19 protein-coding genes are annotated in these 12052 nt (G+C 36.0%); 2 read left to right on the forward strand and 17 right to left on the reverse strand.

All coding sequences use genetic code 11. The features are described from left to right. Positions 1 to 160 precede the first annotated feature (160 nt). From BN3279_RS20825 to BN3279_RS20850, 7 genes are all read right to left on the reverse strand, one after another. Complete coding sequence (locus BN3279_RS20825; protein ID WP_059053600.1) at positions 161 to 526, reverse strand: hypothetical protein; 366 nt, start codon at positions 524 to 526, stop codon at positions 161 to 163. A 36-nt stretch (positions 527 to 562) separates the two neighbouring features. After that, positions 563 to 1069 carry a GNAT family N-acetyltransferase gene (locus BN3279_RS20830; protein ID WP_082673152.1) on the reverse strand — a complete coding sequence of 169 codons (507 nt, stop codon included), beginning with the start codon at positions 1067 to 1069 and terminating at the stop codon, positions 563 to 565. A gap of 47 nt (positions 1070 to 1116) precedes the next feature. After that, positions 1117 to 1608, reverse strand: coding sequence for an NUDIX domain-containing protein (locus BN3279_RS20835; protein WP_059053602.1), 492 nt, complete (start codon positions 1606 to 1608; stop codon positions 1117 to 1119). 354 nt (positions 1609 to 1962) lie between these two features. Beyond that, positions 1963 to 2121, reverse strand: coding sequence for a hypothetical protein (locus tag BN3279_RS23880; RefSeq protein WP_157686468.1), 159 nt, complete (start codon positions 2119 to 2121; stop codon positions 1963 to 1965). Positions 2122 to 2146: 25 nt separating this feature from the next. Then, positions 2147 to 3058, reverse strand: coding sequence for an AraC family transcriptional regulator (locus BN3279_RS20840; protein ID WP_059053604.1), 912 nt, complete (start codon positions 3056 to 3058; stop codon positions 2147 to 2149). Positions 3059 to 3214: 156 nt separating this feature from the next. Beyond that, a complete protein-coding gene (locus BN3279_RS20845; RefSeq protein WP_059054615.1) occupies positions 3215 to 3757 on the reverse strand; it encodes a GNAT family N-acetyltransferase in 543 nt (180 codons plus the stop codon). 36 nt (positions 3758 to 3793) lie between these two features. Next, complete coding sequence (locus BN3279_RS20850; protein WP_059053605.1) at positions 3794 to 4330, reverse strand: hypothetical protein; 537 nt, start codon at positions 4328 to 4330, stop codon at positions 3794 to 3796. 180 nt (positions 4331 to 4510) lie between these two features. On the opposite strand from BN3279_RS20850, the gene BN3279_RS20855 reads away from it, so the two are divergent. Next, entirely contained in the window at positions 4511 to 4786 is a 276-nt protein-coding gene (locus tag BN3279_RS20855) for a type II toxin-antitoxin system prevent-host-death family antitoxin (protein ID WP_059053607.1), read from the forward strand. Next, positions 4770 to 5075, forward strand: a complete 306-nt coding sequence (locus BN3279_RS20860) for a type II toxin-antitoxin system RelE/ParE family toxin (protein ID WP_059053609.1) — start codon at positions 4770 to 4772, stop codon at positions 5073 to 5075. Before BN3279_RS20855 ends, BN3279_RS20860 begins: the two co-directional genes overlap by 17 nt. A gap of 9 nt (positions 5076 to 5084) precedes the next feature. Here the strand turns inward: BN3279_RS20860 and BN3279_RS20865 are convergent, their stop codons facing one another. The 10 genes from BN3279_RS20865 to BN3279_RS20910 all read right to left on the reverse strand — a co-directional run bounded on the left by BN3279_RS20865 (position 5085) and on the right by BN3279_RS20910 (position 11926). Then, positions 5085 to 5333: a DUF3024 domain-containing protein gene (locus BN3279_RS20865; RefSeq protein WP_082673153.1), complete on the reverse strand. Its 249-nt coding sequence runs from the start codon at positions 5331 to 5333 to the stop codon at positions 5085 to 5087. 54 nt (positions 5334 to 5387) lie between these two features. Further along, a complete protein-coding gene (locus tag BN3279_RS20870) occupies positions 5388 to 5837 on the reverse strand; it encodes a GNAT family N-acetyltransferase (RefSeq protein WP_059053611.1) in 450 nt (149 codons plus the stop codon). Positions 5838 to 5970: 133 nt separating this feature from the next. Further along, on the reverse strand, positions 5971 to 6285 hold the full coding sequence (locus BN3279_RS20875; protein ID WP_187377826.1) for a hypothetical protein: 315 nt from the start codon (positions 6283 to 6285) through the stop codon (positions 5971 to 5973). A 402-nt stretch (positions 6286 to 6687) separates the two neighbouring features. Further along, positions 6688 to 7758, reverse strand: coding sequence for an undecaprenyldiphospho-muramoylpentapeptide beta-N-acetylglucosaminyltransferase (locus BN3279_RS20880; protein ID WP_059053615.1), 1071 nt, complete (start codon positions 7756 to 7758; stop codon positions 6688 to 6690). 358 nt (positions 7759 to 8116) lie between these two features. Continuing rightward, entirely contained in the window at positions 8117 to 8551 is a 435-nt protein-coding gene (locus BN3279_RS20885) for a hypothetical protein (RefSeq protein WP_059053618.1), read from the reverse strand. A 159-nt stretch (positions 8552 to 8710) separates the two neighbouring features. Next, positions 8711 to 9247: a hypothetical protein gene (locus tag BN3279_RS20890; RefSeq protein WP_059053620.1), complete on the reverse strand. Its 537-nt coding sequence runs from the start codon at positions 9245 to 9247 to the stop codon at positions 8711 to 8713. Positions 9248 to 9357: 110 nt separating this feature from the next. Then, positions 9358 to 9594, reverse strand: coding sequence for a hypothetical protein (locus BN3279_RS20895; protein ID WP_059053622.1), 237 nt, complete (start codon positions 9592 to 9594; stop codon positions 9358 to 9360). 213 nt (positions 9595 to 9807) lie between these two features. Beyond that, on the reverse strand, positions 9808 to 10122 hold the full coding sequence (locus BN3279_RS20900; protein WP_059053624.1) for a hypothetical protein: 315 nt from the start codon (positions 10120 to 10122) through the stop codon (positions 9808 to 9810). A gap of 214 nt (positions 10123 to 10336) precedes the next feature. Beyond that, a complete protein-coding gene (locus BN3279_RS20905) occupies positions 10337 to 10795 on the reverse strand; it encodes a hypothetical protein (protein ID WP_148466883.1) in 459 nt (152 codons plus the stop codon). A gap of 159 nt (positions 10796 to 10954) precedes the next feature. Continuing rightward, on the reverse strand, positions 10955 to 11926 hold the full coding sequence (locus BN3279_RS20910; RefSeq protein ID WP_059053627.1) for a restriction endonuclease: 972 nt from the start codon (positions 11924 to 11926) through the stop codon (positions 10955 to 10957). Positions 11927 to 12052 lie beyond the last annotated feature (126 nt).

Raw genomic sequence — 12052 nt, forward strand, 5'->3', positions numbered from 1 at the left:
GTTGGATGTAGGTTTGCATTACTTCTTTCAATATGATTCTGATAAACCTCGTCACATTTATAATAGGTTAGGTTATACTTGGCAGCTAGCAGCTCAGCAATAGTGCTCTTACCCGAACAAGGAGATCCGCCAATCCAATAAATCAATCGCGAATGAGTATTCATACGTTGGTATATTCATTTATGGCTTGAACAGCCATTTTTAATGCTCGGATTCTTCTATTTAATAACGTTCTTTGGGAACTATTCTCCTTACACTTAGCATAACTTTTCTCAAGGGATGGAAATAAATTAGTCAGGGTTTCAAGAGCTTCTTTTAAATCATTCTCGGAATAGTTGTGAGGAGTTTGATTCCAATAGTATTCAAGCATCGCTAAGCCAATGTAATGGGCTTTGAGTCGTTTCTTTATAAGCGTAGTATTGGAACCTTCATCCGTCATTTTAGCTAAGGCAGTTTCGGATTTGTGGATTGTAGATTGTATCGATTTTAATGCTTCAGCTCTCTCCGATTGCGATATGTTCTCCATAATGATATTCCTCCCCATTCATCATTTATTTCTTATTCAGACTCTTTCGCTATTTCTCAATGTAAAATATATTAAATTATCTACAAGCTCACTTTCTTGCTTAAAGCCCATCTTTATTAATACGCTCTGTGACTGAATATTTTCCACTTCCGTTGTTGCTTCAATATAATCTAACTTCATTAGATCGAATCCGATTCTAATCATCTTCTCCAATGCTTCCTTCATAAGTCCCTTGCCCCAGTATTGAGGGGATAAATCAAAGCCTATTTCAGCCTTGGATTCTATTGTCTCTGTTGACCAACAGTGAAAGCCGCATGTCCCTACCAGTTCATAATTCTCTTTACTAAAGAGCCCATATCTACAGCCTGAATCTTGTATGTGAAAAGCAATGATCTCTTCAGCCTCACTCCTATCTTTACATACTTCAATGTCCATAAATCTCGTTACTTCTGGGTAAGAAAAGTGTTTGTAAACGGCTTCAACATCATTCAGAGTTAGTTCCCTCATAAATAATCTTTCAGATTCAATATTGGGGTAATTCAATATAATCTACCGCCTTTTTTTATATTGCTTTATAATTCTATGATTTTTCAAAATACCTTACTAGTATATGGGAGTATGGATTGATCTGAAAAATATTCATTAAAGAATTCATGCGTAGTTCCAGGAAATTTATAAAGTTCTACTAAATCTTGTGATTTGAATACGGTTTGCTTTATTTTATTAATGGGTAACCACTCGCTCCCGACCTGTCCAATATCAGCTTGTACGCTTTTTAATTTACTAGTCGGGGATTGAACCGTGCATTCATAAATAAATTCAATAGAATGAACTTCTTTCATTATGAATGAATATTCATGATTATTGGAAATGTACTCTCTTATACAAACGAACTTATTTATCGATATTTCAATTCCTAGTTCTTCCATACATTCGCGAATTAGTGCCTCTTCTAATGTTTCGTTTGGTTCTTGCGCTCCTCCGGGCAGTGCATAATAAATACCTATATTCGGTCTTCTTTTCTTGATTAATAATAGATGATCATCCTTAATAATTAAAGCTCTTACTGTATTTCGTATCATCTCAAATATCCCCCCCCGATCTAAACACCCCAGCCTTAGATAGTTCTTATCTTAGACTGGGGTGTTTTGTATCCTCAACATGAATATCTAGTGCTAAAACGGATAATCATGTAGTTTTCCCGGTAACAACTCATCTCCTTGGAGAATAACACTTTTTTCAGTACGTGTACAATGCCACAAAGAGCCCGATGGCAGATGTCAAATTGCATCCATTTTTCGCCAAGTAGATAGGTATGGTTTGCATGAGGGGTTCAGCAAGCGGAGTGAACATTTTGGCTTCCAAAGGAGTGACAATCACAGACAGAATACCGGCAAGCCCAAATAACAAGAAATTCGATATCATGAAGTTCCTATTTATTTCTCAACAATAACTAAAGAGACCGAAACATTACCGTCACCAGTCCCCATTGGTTTTTGACTGATTACTTTCCAACCATCTGATAATAAATGATTAAGCTCTTCCAAGTTATTTCTCTTTTCCGTCAAGAACCAAACGATCACTGCTTTTTGCATTAAGTTCATTCCTTTCTATTTCATTTTAATTGGTTTTAATAGGCAATACATAATCTATAATGACCTTCTCCCCCCGATTCAAGGGCTCACAATAGCGTTCGATCGTATATACTTCACACCAGTAAAAACTGTCATGATCAATTTTTTTACCGGTTTTTTCAATTGCCTCTGTGATTAATAAGTATGCTGAATCAAGTATTTCCGCAACATTAGCTCCTTCGATCTGAATATGTGCCGTCAAACCGGCAGGAACATGCTTCGCAACTAATCCATCTGGTATTTGTGTGCCAATACATACAAAATCTCCGATAATAAATTCAAAGTTATTCATATCCTGAAAATTGTACATCATACCAATGCCAGCATTTGAGTCAATATCATTGCAACATTTTACATCCGACAAAGTTTCTAATTTCTCGGTAACGTTACTTTTAAAGAAGTCTTGCCACACCTCCCCAGCCTCAAAAAAAGAGGTATCACGATGCATTCCTACCATTAGGCGCTCTTCAACTTCCTTATAAATAATCTTTTTCATCTCCGCCATAATACGTTTTCCTCCTATAAATCGCATTTCCAAGTAATTAATCGGAAGATAGTTATTTAGTTTAGCAGTTTCAATCTTTGCTTCTGATGGCGTGATACCATGGTGTTCTTTAAATGCGCGTGAAAATGAAGAATGTGAATGAAATCCATACTTTATGGCTACATCTAAAACGGAAATATCGCTATTTTTCAAATCATATCCAGCTAATGTCAGCTTGCGTTTCCTTACATAGTCGGCGATACTGACACCCGATATAAAAATAAAAATACGTTGGAACAAAGCTGCTGGACTCATCGCAATTTTTGATATTTCATTATAATCAATTTCAAAACCGTCAAATATGTTTTTTTCAAGGTATTGTATTACATCATCAAAGGTTTTACTGCTGTTCATATATTGATCCTCCATGCTTTATATCTTAAAGTGTTGGATACCATTTTGCTGTACATTAAGTGTACAAGTTTTGCAAAAGTATAAAGATAACTCCTGAAGTTTCCCCAACCTGCCCATTCTCTTCGAGGAGAAAATCTTGATTGATATAACCGCCTGCTACTCAGACACCCACTCTTCCGCCAGAATAGCATACTGATAGGCATCATGCCAGACGGGCTGTCCCTCATTATCTCTATAGAAAAATGCTTTTTTCATATGGTGACCTTCTCTTCGCATGGGCAAGCGTTCCAACAATCTCCACGACGAATGATTTTCAGGGTTACACATGGCTATCACCCGATGGGCCTTTAACACTTCAAATCCGTACTGTAATACTCTTCTACTTGCCTCGGTAGCATATCCATTTCCATAGTATTTAGGGTTAAATATATACCCAAGCCCCCACGTTAAAAACTCATCTGGTTTTATTTGATTAAAGTAAATGTGTCCAACCATGTTATGAGTCTCTCTTAACACTACAGCCATAAAGATATCGTTCTGTGACCGCTCTAATGCCATCTGCTTGCACTCTACTTCATCACAAACGTTACCTGGTTCATATTTCAATACTTCTTCTATGGACAAATAATCATGTAAGTCCTTCCAGTCATTGGATTGAAAGTTTCTTATAAGTAATCTTTCTGTGTCTAGATTTATCATATTCATCACCTTAGGTCTTTCTTTTTGGGTCTAACCCTATAAAACATGTTTGCTTATCACTGTATCATCCCACACCTGAACTTCAATATATCGCTCTGGTCCACGCTTACCATCATGGTTCCACACCTGCGGCATCCCGTACTCACCAATGATTTCCCTAATCTCTTCAAGCGTATAGACCTGCCCTCTATAGAGCTTACCATCCTTGTATCTCATCGTTGGGAACAAATCTCCATAGGTAAAGCTAATAGTAGCCGGATCAAATTGATCCAAGTCAATCTGAATGACACATCCCTGATTGTACCAACTCCGAATCCACTCACACTCGCCCAACGTCATATAATGTGGGAACTCCTTGGTCGGTTTGCCTCCCCTTTTCACAAACATTTCTCTCGCTTTACTCTCAAGTTCTCTTCTAACTGATAAATAATCCGCCGACCTCTTACTTGCAAAAACATCTCCACTTTGTCTCAGTTGATCCAATGTCTTCTCCGCTATCTCCTCAGACAAACTGGACAGATTCTTGAAGGGTCCACGCTCATATTCATAGTAATGGTATACATAATGCTTCATCGGTAAATTCTCCAATATTTATTTTGGTTTTGAAAATTTTGCATAATGTTCTTAACCTGAGACTTCAACCCCCAACGGGGCGGCCGCAGCGCAAAGCGCGGCTAGGTTGCCCTTCCCCTATGTATTAATTATCATAATTATGATAAAATTAATAACATCAAAACGATTGAGGTGAAGATCATGCCTACGATTCGTCCAATTTCCGATTTAAGGAATAACTTTAACTTGATTTCTGAAATTGCCCACCAGGATGGAGAACCCATCTTTATCACTAAGAATGGCCAAAGCGATCTTGTTGTCATGAGTCATGCCACATATGAAAAACAACAAGCGCTAATCGAGTTGTATCAGAAACTTGCCGTAGCCGAAAAACAAAGCAATGAAAGAGCTCCCAAGAAAAGTCATGCTGAAGTCATGAAAAATCTGAGGAGCCAGATCCATGGACAAGAAATTTAAAATCGAATACTTACCCATAGCTGAAGACGATATATCCAATATCATCCAATATATCATGCTTGATAATCCCGATGCAGCCCTATCCATGGCTGATACATTTGATCATCACATTGCTATTTTAGAGAGCTTTCCGTTTAGCGGATCCACTCCCAATGATATTAGACTTCAAGCTCTGAATTATAGAATGTTAGTTGTTGAGTCTTATCTTATTTTTTATGTAGTTATAGACGATACTGTGGAAATTCGAAGAATTCTTCACGGTAAGCGAAAATACAGCTTCCTGCTTTAGCTTCTTTTATTACACCCAAAAGATGTCGTTATTATCAATCTTCATTAATTGTTTCTCAAAATCTTTCACTGGTTCAATATCCTCTACAAAATGCCACTTATCCTTGCTGTCCTTCCAATAAACTTTCCAATAGGATTCCTCTAACCTTAATTGAGCTATCTGAGCCTTTTCCACGATTATACATCTGACAACCGAAGGGCGATAGCCCTGCAGCTTGAATACTTTGTTAATCGCATTATTATTTCCATCCTTATTCATTCTCTATGTAATCTCACCTGATCTCCTAGGGATGAATGCTTCAATACGTTCCCCTCACATCATTTTCATTACAAATCCGGTCTTTTCTCCTTTCTTAAACCCACAACTCTCATAAAATTCATGGGTTCCTTCCATTCTTGCACTTGTCATTAACATCACTTTATAACAATTGTGTTCCTTAGCTATTTCGGTAGCTTTCTGTAGCACCAATCGGCCATAACCGTATCTTCTGTATTCTGAATGTGTAACCACATTCTCAATTAATCCATAAGGTCTAGCCCCTCTAGTTAAATTCCTTATCACTGCTAAAATACATGAAGAGACAACCTTCCCCTCATGCTCTACAACAATTATTTTCATCAGCTTGTCACTCATTATCTCGTTCCATTGCTCTTCAATTTCATTAATATTTATATCTGGATCATCTTCATTCAAATGCTTATAGAGCAATAGGAGTTGATCTAACTCATCATGATGAATTAGTCGGATAATCACATTGGTCATGTTTACTACCTCGCTTTAAAGTTTTATAAACACATAGCGTTGCTGTATCTACGAACCAAGGCGGAGACTATTTTAATTAATAAAAAAACACGTTATCTTTGACAAGGCAAAATAAACGTGTTCTTTATTAGTTTTATGCGAAAAAGGGAATGATGCCTAAGATCGGATAAACTACCGCATAATATTGTAGGGGAATAAAAAATAGAGTATGACGATTTCCTAACCTGAACCGCTCCCCTGTTGTTTCATTAATCATAATTTCATCTTTATCTCTGTTCAAACGCTTACCAATAAACCATATAGGTACAGCCGATATGGTTAGTCCAATAAAGTAAAACCAATTTGAGTTCTCATCACTAAATCCTAATGAAGCAAGTACAGCCGCTATTGCTATAGGGAAAATAATACCGATAATTCCCCAGCCTTTCCAAAAAATCATTACAATCATCCTTTTCTAAATAACTTTAATATATGTATCTATTTTCCTCATCCAGTATACTTTTTGTATAAGAAATAAATCAATGGTTTATTCCGCCCGTAAGTTTAACCTCTAAGTGAATATATCTTAATATTATTTTAGAGATTATTTATTTTTGCGCTGATTTCCTATAACGTTTTCAAGCCATTCAATTTCCGTCATCCTAGGTAGAAAATACACCTACAAGGATTTAAAGATGCTCTATATCTCTTCAATGAATTACGTATCACAAAACTTTAAAAGCCCTTTGGGCTTTTTCTTTTAGACCCTGTTATATAATAAAGTTTCTATGTTTTTGACGTCTCACCCATTTAAACCGTAGGGCCGCTCAGAACGGCTAGGTTCGATGTCATTATCATCTTATAAAAAGACCTATAAAGCATTCGCTGTAATTAGCTCAACTACGTTGTCAATTGCATTATCATTTCCGCTCTTGCTCATTCTCTTTTTAATTTCATGTCTCTTCTCAAATACATGATTGACTGATTCTATAAATGAGGCATCATTCATTTCTTCTTCAAATAAAACTTCACAGTAGCCCGATGACTTAAATGATTGAGCATTTAACACCTGATCTCCCCTACTCGCTTTTCGTGATAATGGGATTAATAACATCGGCTTATTCAGGGATAAAAACTCGAATATTGAGTTCGATCCAGCTCGTGAAATAACAATATCAGTCATTGCTAAAATATCGACCAATTCACCGTAAACATATTCAAATTGCTTATACTCACGATAATGACTGTATGAACTATCTATTTGTCCTTTACCACATATATGTACAACCTGGAACCTATTAATTAAATGGTGCAAATTTCTTCTAAGTATCTCATTAATTTTTTGCGATCCAAGACTGCCCCCTATACAGAGAATCACTGGCTTATTTCTTGTAAAACCACAAAATGTTAAGCCTTTAATTGCGCTACCTTGCATAAGCTCTTCCCTAATAATAGCTCCAACGTACACTGCTTTATCATTTTTTATATGCTCCTTTGCTTCAGGGAAAGTCACACATATCTTCGAGGCAAAAGGGATAGAAATCCTGTTTGCTAAGCCAGGAGTGATATCAGATTCATGGATAATAATAGGTACACGGTTCATCCATGCTGCTAGAACTACAGGTACAGAGACAAAACCACCTTTTGAGAAAACTACATTCGGTTTCATGGCTCTAATCACTTGATAGGCTTGAAAAACCCCCTTTATCACACGAAACGGATCTTTTAAGTTCTCTCTGTCAAGATATCGTCTTAACTTTCCCGTTGATATGCCAATGTACTCTACATTAGCAAGTTTCTTAATAAGTTCTTTCTCAATCCCTTCTTTAGACCCTATATATTTCACATCCCAGCCCATATCAATAAACTTCGGGATTAATGCTAAATTAACAGTCACATGACCAGCAGAACCACCACCGGTAAACAATATTCGCTTACTCATCTTGATCACCTCGCCAGGCATGAATTTTATATGTTTACTAGTCCTACTACAAGAAATTCTTTTCCCTATCTGTAGGGATAAAACTTACTATGTTTCATTTCGTATTCTACAAATTTTTCGAAGTTTTTCTCAACCCATGCTTCAAAATAGAGATTAATCTTTTCAACGGCTTCATCTCGATTCAAAAAATCCTCTCCTTAAATTACTAATTTATACAAATTACTTCTTAAGTGCTAAAGTATCGGGTTGCTCCTCCATTTAACCGGTTAAATATCTGTCTCAGGTCAAGGGTTGAGTTTGTCTCGCACACTGCGTTGAATACAATGTTAGATGATATTGCTGCCTTCCACGAAATATCTTATGTTATATCTTTCTTAATAATCTCAGTCTTAGTATGTTCGACATTACCATCCACTCTTCTATGTACTCGTATATCCCAGTCTGCCCTATTCAATGCCCGTAATAATTTCTTAGTTTCTATCCTAATATCTTCCCATACCTGGCTCTCTTTTAATATTTTCCGATCAAGAAAAAACTCAGGCGGTTGATTTAAACTTTGTACTTCAAGAAAATTATCAAATGCTTCTAATAATACTGCCTGTTTTGTTGAAATTAACCCTTCTTTAATATAAGAATCAATATGGTCTCTATAAAAAGTATCAAAATCTATTACCATCTCATCTCCAGTATGGCCAATTCCAATGATATGAATCTGCTTCTCAGCCGATAATGACAAAGTAATTAGTGCTTTTATAAATTCTTCGAAGTGATACATAATTAACTCTTTGTTCATTTCTCTTACCTTCTTTCAGATAAAAAAGTAGTAATTTAGTCTAACCGTTCTTGTGTTCATTCCCCCCGGAGAGGTTATCTGGAGAATACCAGATCAAAGGCGAATGTCCATAGCATGAATATGATGTTAGGTGATGTATTGCGATTTCTTCGATTTTGCTTAAGAATCATTACCGTTTGTCTGTCTTTCTCTGATTTCAGTAATTATCCGGTGATATTTTTCAATTTCAAAATTAAATTCTAATTCATTGGCACTCATTATGCTTTTAAGGTGCTCAAGTTCTTGTATTAATACCCTAGAAAATTCAAAAATCTGAGTCCATGAAAAGATAAACTTATTTGAACTTTCAATTGTCTTATCATTGAAAGGGGATTGCTCTGTTAACCAAATTATTCTTTCTGCCTCGTGAATTACTTCAACATAGTAACCACCACAACCAAATATTCCGCAGGTGCATGTAAATAAAGGATATGTTCCTGGACTAAGTAAGGACTTAAAAAATTCTTCTACTATAAATACTTCATCTTCATCTAATTTTTTCTCATTGATATATAAGAATAGTTTCCAATCAACGATAGGAACCATTCGACCTTTCACTCTTGTTATATTCTTATATACTTTTCTCGTCTCTATTTTCATCTCTGTAGACAATTTATCTGGTCTAAATTTTTCATTTTGCTTTGAGTGAATTTCCATAGTTCACCTCTGATTCTTCTTACTTTTTTATGTATCTATGTTTAAATATTTCTTCCAATCTTTTCTTTTCGAACTGATATAGCGTTCAAATTCTGTTTTTGCTATGTCGTTCAATTTTTATAAATCTCGTTCTCAAATCTCTCGTTCTTTATCAAAATCATAGCTAAGGATTCACCACAACTTGCTTGAATCATGTCGTCAGTTAAATCTTGATTTGCCGTTACCATTAAAGCTTCTATTACCGTCTCATGATGATACTCACTTAAATCCATGGCTACGTCGTCTCGCTCCGAATCTGAAGCACTCTCATCTAGCAATATTTCAATAAGCTTTTCCCACTTCTCCATAGAACTCCCTCAACATTCAGGTCACTTATTATTTGTTCAGATTATTCTCTAGCTTTACGTATTTTTCAATTAACGTTCCTGTGTTCACGACCCGACGCATGTCGGGTGTCCGGCGACTGCCGGACCAAGGGCGTATGCCCGTAGCGTGAATATTATGTTATCTGATGCATCCACCTTCTATGAATTAGCTTTCAGTTCGCTTGTCCTTATTGTTTATTTATTCTTTAAATATTCTATCTTCCCTTTAGCTATTGTCTTATTAGTCCTTAAAGAAAAGCTGTTTCCAGGCTCTAATAAATGATTTGGCGCTTCACTTGAGTCATAACATAAAAAATATAGATCAGCCTTAGCATTTCTACACTCATTAGGTTTAACATGTAACTCAACTACCGCACTCCAAAGTCCATATTTCAATTCTTTATCCAAATCAAAAACTATAGGTGTTGAAAAATCTCCAATAATCAATCTTTTTTGCCCGCCCTCTTCCTCGCTCAAAAAGTACAAACTAACTACCGCTATTTTTTTCACTGAAAACCACTTCCTAATTTATAGGGTGTTTTGTCTTTATCGTTTCTATTAGTCTTTCCGGATGTTTCTGATAACGTTCCCGTATTCCTGAACCCCGTCAGGGGTTGTCTGCAGCCATTGCCTTCATCGCCTTATCTTCTGCAGACCAAGGAGTGGCAGCGACGAAGCAAGAATATTATGTTATATGTAGTGATCCACCTCTTGGATGTTACATTCAATCCCAATAATTATATATAACTTCTCCGATTGTTCCTGGTCCCCAGTATTTAATCATTTTTTGTTCGTATTTTGTTAGTGTTTTTATATGATCTTTTAATAGTGTTTGCTCTAATTGTTCTTTCGGCAGCACTTTATATCTTTCATTAAATGTCGATCTCATAGATTCAGGTTCATCTATAAATTTAATTCCGCTAATGTTGACTACCGAAGCGTATGCAACAAAGGGATAAATGGAATGAAAGAGTATATAGAAGTTCTCTGTTCGGTTATAAATATGATAAGTATAAAAGCTCCCATTGTTCGTTAGTAATTCTTTCTTTATACATTCTCCGTTATTCGATCTTATCGCCTCGAACAGATACACCTCGAACTCCTTATTGTTTTGTTCTCCCCAGTTTTCAGAAGTAACAGAAAATCCAGTGACACCAGGCTGCATTACTTCATTAATCTCCATTGATTCACCTACCAAGGTTCATATATAGGTTTAGGATCATTTCATCTAACGTTCCTGTATTCACGACTCGACGTATGTCGAGTATCCGACGAATGCCGGATCAAGGACGAATGTCCGCAGCGTGAATATATTGTTAGCCGATGTTAGTTTTCTTCTAATTCATAAACCTAATCTAAAATCTTCAATTTTCTGTTTAATAACTTCTTCTGAGTTATTCCCATTCTTTTTTAGCATCAACATTTGTTCAAAATCTGTATCATTTATAAAAATAATCAGTTTGCTATGTGCCATCCAAATCTCTCTTTGAGTATAAATTGCAGATTCTTTTGGTTCTGTTCTTAAAGCTATGATTCCAAACATTCCAGGGCCATAATCTTTTAAATAGTTTGCCATCTGTAATACACAACCTTTGTCCACTTTGGTTGAATAATTTTTCGCGTCAACTATGATATAATCTGCTCTGTATCTACCTCTTAAATATTTCCAATACCCTTCATCACAATAGTTAGCCATAATAATGTCTCTTCTATTGGCTCTTATGTGATCAGAAAGTTCGATAATCGGTTTACCTAAGTTAGGACAAAAAAGGTGCTCAAGTATGTTAGCACAGATTTTCTGATAAGCCATCCAGTGCCTATTCCCTTTTGAACAGTTATTCAATTGTATTAACAATTCATCTTCTTCTGTTTTGCTAAATAACTCATTTTTTTCAAATAATCTTTTTAATTCTTCTGATTGTGACCTTCTTATCTGCGAATGAAATATTTTTGACAATTCATCAATGTCCCATACTGTCAACCAATCTTGTTCGCTTAATTTGCTTTTTTGCTTTGATGAGAGTTCTCCCGGGAATGCTAAAACAATTTTATATTTAGATGATTTATACACAGATAACTGTTTTAGGACTTGTTCTAATCTATTCATTGAGAAAATAGGGCTTACTTTACACTGGATTAAAACCTTTTTTCCTCGATACTCTGCAGCAATGTCAACCCCATAATCTCCATGCACTTGACTTTCCATCACAACATTACTGAAATCTAGATGTTCTTTCATCATATTTGCCAATTCATATTGAAATATGTATCCAGTTAGAGCACTTGCAGCACTATAATTTCGATTTGGTTCCATTATTAATTATCCCCTATACTTCTAAATGAACTTTAAACTAATTTCGGCTAACGTTCCTGTATTCACGACTCGACGCATGTCGAGTGTCCGGCGTATGCCGGACCAAGGACGAATGTCCGCAGCATG

This window comes from Paenibacillus senegalimassiliensis (assembly GCF_001486585.1).
Lineage (GTDB): Bacteria > Bacillota > Bacilli > Paenibacillales > Paenibacillaceae > Fontibacillus > Fontibacillus senegalimassiliensis.

Coding starts and splice junctions, on each gene's coding strand:
- BN3279_RS20885 (WP_059053618.1), bottom strand. CDS start 8,551: ATGAACAAAGAGTTAATTATGTATCACTTCGAAGAATTTATAAAAGCA.
- BN3279_RS20845 (WP_059054615.1), bottom strand. CDS start 3,757: ATGATAAATCTAGACACAGAAAGATTACTTATAAGAAACTTTCAATCC.
- BN3279_RS20905 (WP_148466883.1), bottom strand. CDS start 10,795: ATGGAGATTAATGAAGTAATGCAGCCTGGTGTCACTGGATTTTCTGTT.
- BN3279_RS20865 (WP_082673153.1), bottom strand. CDS start 5,333: ATGAATAAGGATGGAAATAATAATGCGATTAACAAAGTATTCAAGCTG.
- BN3279_RS20855 (WP_059053607.1), top strand. CDS start 4,511: ATGCCTACGATTCGTCCAATTTCCGATTTAAGGAATAACTTTAACTTG.
- BN3279_RS20835 (WP_059053602.1), bottom strand. CDS start 1,608: ATGATACGAAATACAGTAAGAGCTTTAATTATTAAGGATGATCATCTA.
- BN3279_RS20890 (WP_059053620.1), bottom strand. CDS start 9,247: ATGGAAATTCACTCAAAGCAAAATGAAAAATTTAGACCAGATAAATTG.
- BN3279_RS20910 (WP_059053627.1), bottom strand. CDS start 11,926: ATGGAACCAAATCGAAATTATAGTGCTGCAAGTGCTCTAACTGGATAC.
- BN3279_RS20880 (WP_059053615.1), bottom strand. CDS start 7,758: ATGAGTAAGCGAATATTGTTTACCGGTGGTGGTTCTGCTGGTCATGTG.
- BN3279_RS20860 (WP_059053609.1), top strand. CDS start 4,770: ATGGACAAGAAATTTAAAATCGAATACTTACCCATAGCTGAAGACGAT.
- BN3279_RS20825 (WP_059053600.1), bottom strand. CDS start 526: ATGGAGAACATATCGCAATCGGAGAGAGCTGAAGCATTAAAATCGATA.
- BN3279_RS20870 (WP_059053611.1), bottom strand. CDS start 5,837: ATGACCAATGTGATTATCCGACTAATTCATCATGATGAGTTAGATCAA.
- BN3279_RS20875 (WP_187377826.1), bottom strand. CDS start 6,285: ATGATTGTAATGATTTTTTGGAAAGGCTGGGGAATTATCGGTATTATT.
- BN3279_RS23880 (WP_157686468.1), bottom strand. CDS start 2,121: ATGCAAAAAGCAGTGATCGTTTGGTTCTTGACGGAAAAGAGAAATAAC.
- BN3279_RS20895 (WP_059053622.1), bottom strand. CDS start 9,594: ATGGAGAAGTGGGAAAAGCTTATTGAAATATTGCTAGATGAGAGTGCT.
- BN3279_RS20850 (WP_059053605.1), bottom strand. CDS start 4,330: ATGAAGCATTATGTATACCATTACTATGAATATGAGCGTGGACCCTTC.
- BN3279_RS20840 (WP_059053604.1), bottom strand. CDS start 3,058: ATGAACAGCAGTAAAACCTTTGATGATGTAATACAATACCTTGAAAAA.